We start from the raw sequence: 10,519 nt of genomic DNA, 5'->3' as shown, positions 1-10,519 counted from the left end.
TTCATTCAACAATCACTAATAATTGTTGCTTACCGCAACTTATTGAGCGGATACTAATTACAGATGCCTTAGAGGAAATTTATATGTTTGGACTGGGATGGCCAGAAATAGCTGTAATTACCATAGTCGCCGTTCTAATTTTTGGGCCAAAAAAAATTCCCGAACTGGGAACCGCACTAGGCAAAACCTTACGAGGTTTTAAGGAGGAGATGAAAACTCCCAGTGAGGAAACCAATCAGGAAGAAGAAAAACAATAATAAAAGTAGTCAGAATACAAGAGTCAGCGCACTGACTCCTCCTGACTACAGCAAGGTATTAACAACAGAAGAAGGTGCGATCCCATTTTGGGAATCGATGATAGTTGTGCCGGGATTTGGTTGGTGTGTCTCTTCCTTGGCTAAACCACGCAGCTTAATTAACTTAATTGCGCGAGTAACGCTTTCTGGCAAAATTACCACCAGGCTGTTATCAGGAGCCATGTCTAAGCCTTTATTGATCGCTTGGGTTTCATCCAGAATTGATTCATAGCGGCTATCAGGTTTAACTTCCGTGATGCCTTGAATAATCAACTGGGCGGCTGATCCCCGTAGTCGTCCCCGTGTATCATCGTCTTCTTTGATGATGATGTAATCAAAAATTTGTGCTGCTAATTTACCCAAAGTAACAAAATCTTCGTCGCGGCGATCGCCTGGCCCGCCAATTACACCAATCCGTTGTCCTGTAGTCCAGTTCCGCACAAAGGAACCTACCGCTTCGTAACTGGCTGCGTTGTGGGCATAGTCCACCAAAGCGTGGTAGTTGCCTAAATTAAATAGATTCATTCGTCCCGGTGTTTGGCTAACTGAAGCCCGGAAGGTCTTCAAACCAGCACGAATCTGCTCAATTGTGACGTTTTGCACAAACGCTGCCAAACTTGCCGCTAAAGCGTTGGCAATCATAAACGGCGCACGTCCGCCCATTGTTAAAGGTATATTTTCGGCTCTTTCTATGCGGTGTGTCCAATCACCTTTAACAATTGACAAATAGCCATTTTCATATACTGCCGCTACTCCACCCTTTTGGATGTGCTTCCGCACTAATTCCGAATCGGGGTTCATGGTGAAGTAAGCAATATTAGCCTTAGTTTTTTCTGACATAGCAGCGACGCGGCGATCGTCGGCGTTAAGTACCGCATAGCCATCAGGGAATACAGCTTCGGCTACTACACTTTTGAGGTTAGCTAACTGCTCAATGGTATCTATATCGCCGATTCCTAAGTGGTCGGATGCTACATTCAATACCACCCCTACATTTGCGGCTTCAAAGCCCAATCCAGAGCGGAGAATGCCACCCCGAGCCGTTTCCAGGACTGCTACTTCTACTGTGGGATCTTGGAGGATGACGTGGGCACTTTGGGGGCCTGTATTATCGCCAGATTCTACTAAGTAATCACCGATATATGTTCCATCAGTGGTAGTATAACCTACTACTTTTCCCGTCTGTTTATAAATATGTGCTAGTAGTCGAGTAGTGGTGGTTTTGCCATTAGTACCCGTGATGCTGAGGATGGGAATTTGGCTAGATTGCTCGTTAGGAAACAGCATATCCATCACTGCACCAGCGACGTTGCGGGGAATACCCACGCTTGGGGCAACGTGCATCCGAAAACCAGGAGCGGCGTTAACTTCAACAATCACGCCATCCACTTCCCGCAGAGGACGGCTAATATCTGTGGTGACGATATCAAGTCCAGCGATATCTAAACCGATAATCTTAACTACTCGTTGTGCCAACCAAAGATTTTCTGGGTGAATTTCATCGGTACGGTCGACAGCACTACCACCTGTACTCAAGTTAGCTGTTGCTCTGAGATAAGAAATAGTACCCTTGGGTGGCACGCTATTTAGGGTGTAACCTTGCCTTTCTAGCAACTGGTAGCTGGTGCGGTCTAGTTCAATCTTGGTCAGGACGTTATCATGTCCTTCACCGCGATTCGGGTCAAGGTTTGTTTCCTCAATCAGTTCGGCAATGGTGGATCTGCCGTTGCCAATGACATGAGCCGGGACGCGTTCGGCTACTGCTACTACTTTGCCATTTACCACTAGTACCCTGTGGTCGCGTCCAACGTAATATCTCTCGACAATAATTGACCGGGAAACTTGTCTGGCAGCTTCATATCCGGCTTCAGCTTCTTCCCAAGTTCTAATATCAATGGTGATCCCACGTCCATGATTGCCATCTAGTGGCTTGATGACAATGGGATAGCCCCCAACGAATTCAATAGCTTGCTCTAAGTCGTCTAAAAAGTTGATTACTGTACCTCTGGGTACTGGCGCACCAGCAGCAGCGAGGATACGTTTAGTGGCTTCTTTATCGCAAGCTAGTTCTACACCCAGAATGCTGGTGTTATCAGTCATTGTGGCCTGCATCCGCTTCTGGTTGACGCCGTAGCCTAGCTGAATCAAAAAGCGGGCTTCCAGCGACATCCAGGGAATGCCCCTTTTTTCTGCTTCTTTGACGATCGCTTCGGTGGAAGGGCCTAAGGAAGCATCACGGGTGAAGTCTTTCAGGTCTTGGATATCTTGCTCTAATTCTGCCTTGGGATAACGGCCTCGATCGACGATACTCTGGCACAGCCGTACTGCGGCTCGTCCAGCGTAGCGCCCCGCTTCCTCATTCAGGTACTCGATTACTACTTGGTAAATTCCGGGTGTGGCAGTTTCGCGGGTGCGACCAAAGCCGACATGCATACCAGCTAATTCTTGGAGTTCTAAGGCTACGTGTTCCACTATGTGGCCAATCATAGTGCCTTCTTTGACTCGCATTAGAAAACCACCACGACAGCCAGGCGAACAATAGTGGCCCTCCAGACTTGGCAGCGCCTCAACTAATCCTTCATAAAAGCCAGGGATTTCATTCGAGGGCGTCTCGCCAAGGGTTTCTAAATCGAGGCGCATGACGATCAGTTTGTGGCGTCGAATGCTCCAATAGTTTGGGCCGCGTAAGGTCTGGATCTTGAGGATTCTCATGGGAATAGGTAGATGGAGATTCGGAACCAAAATTCTAGTTTCTTACTGGAATTGACCGCTAAACTGTTCGTTAGAAACAGTTTTTTCTTTTTACATGGTATTCTTATCATTTTTCTACGGTAAGAAATAATAAATGTGCGGTCAACTCAGTGTAACCTCAGATACTCTATCCCGTCAGCTGGAGATTCGGTGTACAGCAGGCAATACAGTCCGCTGGTACAAGTGGAAGCGATCGCCGTAGCTGAGGATATGGAGACGTAAATTATGTACGGTTAACGGTTCATTAGCACCGACATGAGGTTCGTTGGTATGGGTCAGCTCGGTGGGATCGACAATGGTGACACTGCCTTTGCCCATAACTTGTAGCCAACCATCACGTTCAAACACAGCACAAGTATCTTCGTCAATGCCAATACCTAAGCGATCGGGATGAGCTGAGATCGCACTAATCAGTCGCCCCATCCGATTACGGTTGTGAAAATGTTGGTCAACGATTACTTCCGGAATAAATCCCAAACCCGTTGCCATATCCACTAGGGAACGATTGGGCGTCTCTCCACTACCGCCGCCAGCAATCATGTGATGCCCCATCACCGCCGCTCCTGCACTGGTGCCTGCTAACGTAAGTTGCCCCGCCCTCACCCGCTGACGAATAATTTCCATTGCTGGCGTATCTGCCAATACACCACAAAGACGCAGCTGGTCTCCTCCTGTCAAAAATACCCCGCTACAGGCTTCTAAGGATGCTTTGATCTGGGAGGCTTCACACTGTTCTCGTTCGCGGATGTCTAAAATCTCTACCTTCTGGGCACCCATTTCTTCAAAAATGCGAATATACCGACCACCAATGATGGCAGGTTCGCGAGAGGCAGATGGAATAATTGTAATATAAGCCTTACTAGCACCGGCACGTCCAAAAAAAGTTCGTAGGATTTCGCGCCCATGAACTTTATCTTCTGCACCTCCGATAACCAGAACGGCGGTTTTAGTTGCTTGGGGTGTCCTCATTTCTAGCGATTTAGCTTGTAATTGCGGCATTTTGGTTCTCCTGTCAACAACTTCAGGTGAATTTAACAAGGTTCAGTTGCCTGATGATTTTTGCGCTTTGCTTCTTCGAGAGGACACTTTTTGGAAGTTTGGAACTGGGGAAAGCCACTCTCCAAATTCTCGCTTAACGCTCGCGTTGCCTCAGTCTAAACGTGTTTGTTCACATTCCTCAAAGCCAGCGCCTTGTTTTTCACCTGTCCACTTGTAGCAGGGCAAAATAGTCTTTAAGTGGCTATATTCCCCCTTTAGTGTTGGGGAAGAGCAGTTAAGACTACGCTTTTTTCTGAGGCTGGCTCGATGCATCCTGGAAGTTGTTAACTTGATATGATTATTAATTTAAATGTAGTTGTGACAACATTTAAACATAAATTAAGTAATTAGAAAAACTTTTGATCCCATCTAAAATCCAGGAGGTCTGGTAGTTTTAGATACTATTGATAAAGTTTAACTGGAGTTTAACCCGACCTTGGCTTGCTGGTGTTTGCTAGACATTCAAATTTAAGATTAGTGTCCTCGAATACGAATAACTGTGCGCTTTGATATAGTTACGCTTTTTCCTGACTGTTTTAACTCTGTTCTCAATTCTGGGCTGCTAGGTAAAGCCTTAGCCAAACAGATTGCTGAAGTGCATCTGATTAATCCACGGGACTTTACCACTGACAAACACCGAAAAGTAGATGATGAACCCTACGGCGGTGGTGTTGGGATGCTAATGAAGCCAGAACCTATTTTTACCGCTGTGGAGTCGCTGCCGATGCTACCCCGAAGAGAAGTAATTTTGATGAGTCCACAGGGTCAAACAATTAATCAACCTCTTTTGAAAGAATTGGTGACAAATTATGACCAGTTAGTAGTTATTTGTGGGCATTACGAAGGAGTTGATGAGAGGGTGCTACATTTGGTAACTCGTGAAGTATCTTTGGGCGATTTTATTCTGACTGGTGGGGAAATTCCAGCAATGGCTTTGATTAATGGCGTCGTGCGGCTACTCCCAGGAACCGTTGCCAAAACTGAATCCCTCATAGCAGAAAGTTTTGAGGAAGGGTTATTGGACTATCCCCAATATACTCGCCCTGCGAATTTTCGCGGCTTGAAAGTGCCTGATGTCTTGCTCAGTGGGAATCATGCAGCGATCGCAAAGTGGCGTTACGAACAACAAATTCAAAAAACCCGCGATCGCCGCCCCGATCTCTTGGAGAAATTGCAGCAGGGGGAGCAGGGGAAGCAGGGGGAGCAGGGGAGCAGGGGAGCAGGGAGAGAATAATAATTTCTAACTCTTGACCAATGACTAATAACTAATGACAAATGACTAAAATTCGTATTGGTAACGGCTACGATATTCACCAACTGGTGAGCGATCGCGCTTTGATTTTAGGTGGAATTAAAATTCCCCATGAATTCGGTTTATTGGGGCACAGTGACGCTGATGTGCTGACCCATGCGATTATGGATGCCATGCTTGGGGCATTATCCTTGGGGGATATTGGTCATTATTTTCCGCCTAGCGATCCCAAATGGGCAGGAGCAGATAGTCTAATACTATTAACTCAAGTAAATCAACTGATTCGCGATCGAGGTTGGCAGGTGGGAAATATTGACTCGGTGGTAGTAGCAGAACGTCCAAAATTAAAACCACATATTCACAACATGCGCGACAAACTAGCGGCTGTTTTAGAATTAGAACCAAATCAAATTGGCATCAAAGCTACCACTAACGAAAAATTAGGCCCCGTTGGGCGTGAAGAAGGCATATGTGCTTATGCTGTTGTCTTATTAGTTGTTTCAGAGTAACTTTTGTTTTAGCCTCTAATCGAGATATTGAAGACTGATTAGGATGTAAATAAATTTGGAATTATGAAATTTTTTAGACAAATTTTTCTGGCAATTAAATATTTTTGGTTGCCAATAATTTTGACTTCAGCAACAGCACTTACACTTACCGCCTGCAACCCTGCTAACTTTAAAAGTGCAGCTGCTCAAATACCGCAATTGGTAAGTGCCATTCTCAGCGATCCCAAAACCTTCAACTACCCTTTGAGTCAGGAATCTCCGAATGTTTTTCCTCTGATTTATGAAGGGTTAACTTCTGAAAACCCCATAACTGGCAAAATTGAGCCTTCTTTAGCAGAATCTTGGGAAATTTCTGATGACAAATTGCGATTTGTTTTTACCTTGCGTAAGGAATTGAAATGGTCTGATGGAGAACCTTTAACAGCAGATGATGTAATATTTACCTTCAACCAAATTTACCTAAACGAAGCGATTCCCGCAGATGCTAGAGATGTGTTACGGATTGGTGAAAGTCGGGCTTTGCCAAAGGTACGAAAAATCGATGCTCAACGGATTGAATTCACAACTCCAGAACCATTTGCACCATTTTTGGGAACTCTAGGACTGCCAATTTTACCTGCTCACACCTTAGAACCATTTATCAAGACAAAAGACCAAGAGGGTAAACCCATATTTTTGTCAAAGTGGGGTGTTGATACTCCTCCAGATCAAATTATCGTTAACGGCCCTTACAAGCTAGAGCGCTACGACACCAGTCAGCGTGTAGTCTTCAGGCGTAACCCCTATTATTGGCGCAAAGGGCCAAAAGGAGAATCCCAGCCTTATATTGAACGGATTATCTGGGAAATTGTGGAATCGACAGATACATCCTTGCTGCAATTTCGTTCTGGTGGATTAGATACTGTGGGAGTCTCACCAGATTATTTTTCTTTGCTAAAGGTGCAAGAAGATCGGGGAAATTTCAAAATTTTCAATGGTGGCCCTGCAACTGGTACAACGTTTATTTTGTTCAATTTGAATAAAGGTAAAAGGGATGGAAAACCATTGGTTGATCCAGTCAAGTCGCGTTGGTTTAATACTGTAGAATTTCGGCAGGCAGTAGCCTATGCAATTGACCGACAAACAATGATTAACAACACTTTTCGTGGCTTGGGTAAACCACAAAATTCTCCAATTTCTGTGCAAAGCCCTTATTATTTGTCGCCAGAAGAAGGTCTAAAAGTTTATAACTACAATATAGAAAAGGCGAAGGAACTGCTACTAAAAGCAGGATTCAAATATAACAACAACCAACTAATTGACGATCGAGGAAACCGCGTCCGCTTCTCATTACTCACCAATGCTGGTAACAAAATCCGCGAAGCAATTGGCTCGCAAATTAAACAAGACCTGAGTAAAATTGGTATTCAAGTCGATTTCACTCCTCTAGCGTGGAATACTTACACAGATAAGCTGTCAAATTCATTAGACTGGGAAGTTTCTATGCTGGGTCTGACTGGTGGTTTAGAACCAAATGATGGGGCTAATGTCTGGTCTCCCGAAGGTGGATTACACATGTTTAATCAGAAACCTCAAGCTGGACAAAAGCCAGTGCAAGGTTGGGAAGTAGCTCCTTGGGAAGCAGAAATTGCTAAGTTATACATTCAAGGAGCAAGGGAATTAGACCCAGCAAAGCGGAAAAAAATTTATGCCGAAACCCAAAGGATTACCCAAGAAAATTTACCGTTTATTTATCTAGTTAATCCCTTAGCAATGTCAGCAGTACGTAATCGCTTTGAAGGTATCCAATACTCTGCACTGGGTGGCGCATTCTGGAACATTCATGAAATTAAAATCACGGATTAATCATGGGGCATTATGAGGTATTGGAAATTAGTTATTGGACTACTGAATAAATGACAAAAAACAAAGGGCTAATTACCAATGACTGATGAAAAAACTTTGCGATCGCTACTCGTTGCGGTTGCCAATGGTAAAGTTACCCCAGATACGGCATTAGACTCACTCAAAGACTTAACTTATGAATCGGTGGGTGAGTTTGCCAAAATCGACCACCATCGCCAGCTAAGAACTGGTTTCCCAGAGGTGATTTGGGGCCCTGGTAAGACACCCGATCAAATTGCTCAAATTATGGAGGTGATGCGCCTCCGCAACCCGGTGGTAATGGCAACTCGCATTGAACCAGCAGTTTATACTGCACTGGAATCAAAAGTTAGTGGTTTGCGATATTACGAATCGGCGCGAATTTGTGCGATCGCTCCCCTTACCATCGAACCACAATTTGCGGGTGAAATTGGTATTCTTTCTGCTGGTACTGCTGATTTACCCGTTGCTGAAGAAGCTGCTGTCACTGCGGAACTTTCTGGTTTTCAAGTACAGCGTCTCTGGGATGTTGGCGTTGCTGGGATTCATCGTTTGCTGAGTAACCGCCACCTGATTGAGTCAGCATCAGTGTTGATTGTCGTGGCGGGGATGGAAGGCGCTTTACCCAGCGTTGTTGCAGGTTTAGCAAGTTGTCCCGTGATTGCCGTACCCACCAGCATTGGTTATGGCGCAAGTTTTGGTGGTTTAGCACCTTTATTGACAATGCTTAACTCTTGTGCTGCGGGAGTAGGCGTAGTAAATATCGATAATGGTTTTGGTGCAGCAGTTTTGGCGGGACAGATTTTGCGAACTGCCGAGAAATTGCGGTTGGCATCGGCTACATCTTGAGTTAAGACATTGAAGTTACATCCAATATTTCAGTAAATATCAGTAATTAATGTAAATAATAAACTGATGCTGAAATTTGCCACCCCTAACTTCTTAATCACCAAAGATGAGCAATTACAGCGATTTGACATCTCAGTTTCTTTGGCATTTGCCTGTAAATTTGACAGCATTAGCACAAACAATCACCGATCCAAACGTTATGGGTCAGATCCAAAAAGCTTGGAGCCACTTTATACAAACAGGTCAAGTGTGGGCATTGTTGATTGGTTTAGTCATTGGCTATATGATTCGGAATCTAACTAGCTACGGTTAAATTTAAAAGTTAGGAGTTGAAAGTGAGGAGTGAGAAGTTAGGAGTCAAAAACTCATAATTCCTCACTCTTAACTCTTAACTATCGCCCACCTTTTCATAATTTATGACCAAAAAAGAAACTTGGAGCCAGCGGTTTGAATCAGCGTTGCATCCAGCGATCGCTCGTTTTAATGCCAGTATAAGTTTTGATATTGAATTAATCGAATACGATCTGACTGGTTCTCAAGCTCATGCCAAAATGCTTGCTCACACAGGCATTATCTCCCCACAAGAAGGAGAGCAACTGGTTGTCGGTTTAGAACAAATTCGCCAAGAGTATCGCCAGGGGAAATTTCAGCCCGGTGTCGATGCTGAAGATGTACATTTTGCAGTTGAAGGCCGATTGACAGAAATTGTTGGCGACGTGGGTAAAAAGGTGCATACAGCGCGATCGCGTAATGACCAAGTTGGCACGGACACCAGACTCTATCTCCGCGACCAAATCCAACAAATCAAAAGCGAATTGCGAGAATTTCAAGGTGTTTTACTGGATATAGCCGAAAAGCACGTTGAAACTCTAATTCCTGGTTATACCCACCTCCAACGCGCCCAACCCGTGAGTTTAGCTCATCACCTCTTGGCATACTTTCAAATGGCGCAACGTGACTGGGAACGCTTAGGAGATGTTTCTCGCCGCGTGAATATTTCACCTTTGGGATGTGGTGCTTTAGCAGGAACTACTTTCCCTATCGATCGCCACTACACAGCCAAACTCTTGAATTTTGACGATATTTATGCTAACAGCCTCGATGGAGTGAGCGATCGCGATTTTGCGATCGAATTTTTGTGTGCTGCTAGCTTGATTATGGTTCACCTCAGCCGCCTTGCAGAAGAAGTCATTCTTTGGTCATCTGAAGAATTTCGCTTTGTCACCCTCAAAGATAGCTGTGCTACGGGTTCTAGTATCATGCCCCAAAAGAAAAACCCCGATGTCCCAGAATTGGTGCGGGGGAAGACGGGACGTGTATTCGGTCATCTCCAGGCGATGTTAGTCATTATGAAGGGGCTACCCCTGGCATATAACAAAGACTTACAAGAAGATAAAGAAGGTCTATTTGATAGCGTTAACACAGTCAAAGCGTCTCTAGAAGCGATGACGATTTTGCTCAGGGAAGGCTTAGAATTTCGTACTCAGCGGTTAGCATCAGCTGTGGCGGAAGATTTTTCTAATGCTACCGATGTAGCAGATTATCTAGCAGCACGGGGCGTTCCTTTTCGGGAAGCTTACAACCTTGTGGGTAAGGTGGTAAAAACTAGTATTGCCGCAGGTAAACTCCTAAAAGATTTGAAATTGGAAGAGTGGCAACAGCTACATCCGGCATTTGCAGCAGATATTTATGAGGCGATATCCCCCCGTCAAGTTGTTGCTGCCCGCAACAGTTACGGTGGCACTGGCTTTGCACAGGTAAACAAAGCACTCATAGCCGCCCGTGCTCAAATTGCTCAATAGAGAAATTGGGGAAAAGGAGACAAGGGGGACAAGGGGAGTTTTGGAATAAATCTCTCCCTCAATACTTGTCGGTTAAGGGTAAAAGGGGAAGGGGAAAGAAAAAACCTTTAACCTTTACCCTTTAACCTTTACCCTTTAACCTTTACCCTTTAACCTTTA

The 10,519-nt window shown here is 44.8% G+C and carries 9 protein-coding genes; 7 read left to right on the top strand and 2 right to left on the bottom strand.

Features of this window, described 5'->3' with window-relative positions; all coding sequences use genetic code 11:
• The first annotated feature begins 83 nt into the window (after positions 1-83).
• On the top strand, positions 84-257 hold the full coding sequence (tatA, locus tag ACM0OX_RS33855) for a twin-arginine translocase TatA/TatE family subunit (RefSeq protein ID WP_196527662.1): 174 nt from the start codon (positions 84-86) through the stop codon (positions 255-257).
• 45 nt (positions 258-302) lie between these two features.
• Here tatA and cphA read toward each other — a convergent pair whose 3' ends face one another.
• Together cphA and ACM0OX_RS33845 are read right to left on the bottom strand one after the other, a co-directional pair.
• Positions 303-3,008 (bottom strand): cyanophycin synthetase, encoded by a 2,706-nt coding sequence (cphA, locus tag ACM0OX_RS33850; protein ID WP_414519386.1) that lies wholly within the window; start codon positions 3,006-3,008, stop codon positions 303-305.
• A 174-nt stretch (positions 3,009-3,182) separates the two neighbouring features.
• Positions 3,183-4,046 (bottom strand): cyanophycinase, encoded by an 864-nt coding sequence (locus tag ACM0OX_RS33845; RefSeq protein ID WP_179068376.1) that lies wholly within the window; start codon positions 4,044-4,046, stop codon positions 3,183-3,185.
• A 538-nt stretch (positions 4,047-4,584) separates the two neighbouring features.
• Here ACM0OX_RS33845 and trmD point away from each other — a divergent pair.
• The 6 genes from trmD (at position 4,585) to argH (ending at position 10,360) form a co-directional block, all read left to right on the top strand.
• Positions 4,585-5,319, top strand: a complete 735-nt coding sequence (trmD, locus tag ACM0OX_RS33840) for a tRNA (guanosine(37)-N1)-methyltransferase TrmD (protein ID WP_414519384.1) — start codon at positions 4,585-4,587, stop codon at positions 5,317-5,319.
• 41 nt (positions 5,320-5,360) lie between these two features.
• Positions 5,361-5,846, top strand: a complete 486-nt coding sequence (gene ispF, locus ACM0OX_RS33835) for a 2-C-methyl-D-erythritol 2,4-cyclodiphosphate synthase (protein ID WP_414519382.1) — start codon at positions 5,361-5,363, stop codon at positions 5,844-5,846.
• A 63-nt stretch (positions 5,847-5,909) separates the two neighbouring features.
• Positions 5,910-7,691, top strand: a complete 1,782-nt coding sequence (locus tag ACM0OX_RS33830) for an ABC transporter substrate-binding protein (RefSeq protein ID WP_414519380.1) — start codon at positions 5,910-5,912, stop codon at positions 7,689-7,691.
• Between the two features lie 78 nt (positions 7,692-7,769).
• On the top strand, positions 7,770-8,558 hold the full coding sequence (gene larB, locus ACM0OX_RS33825; RefSeq protein ID WP_414519378.1) for a nickel pincer cofactor biosynthesis protein LarB: 789 nt from the start codon (positions 7,770-7,772) through the stop codon (positions 8,556-8,558).
• 106 nt (positions 8,559-8,664) lie between these two features.
• Entirely contained in the window at positions 8,665-8,871 is a 207-nt protein-coding gene (locus ACM0OX_RS33820) for a hypothetical protein (protein WP_414519377.1), read from the top strand.
• 103 nt (positions 8,872-8,974) lie between these two features.
• Positions 8,975-10,360 carry an argininosuccinate lyase gene (gene argH / locus ACM0OX_RS33815; protein ID WP_414519375.1) on the top strand — a complete coding sequence of 462 codons (1,386 nt, stop codon included), beginning with the start codon at positions 8,975-8,977 and terminating at the stop codon, positions 10,358-10,360.
• Positions 10,361-10,519 lie beyond the last annotated feature (159 nt).

This window comes from Nostoc sp. PCC 9305, from assembly GCF_963920915.1.
In the GTDB taxonomy this organism is placed as follows: Bacteria; Cyanobacteriota; Cyanobacteriia; order Cyanobacteriales; family Nostocaceae; genus Nostoc.
This window is presented reverse-complemented; position numbering and strand designations above follow the sequence as displayed.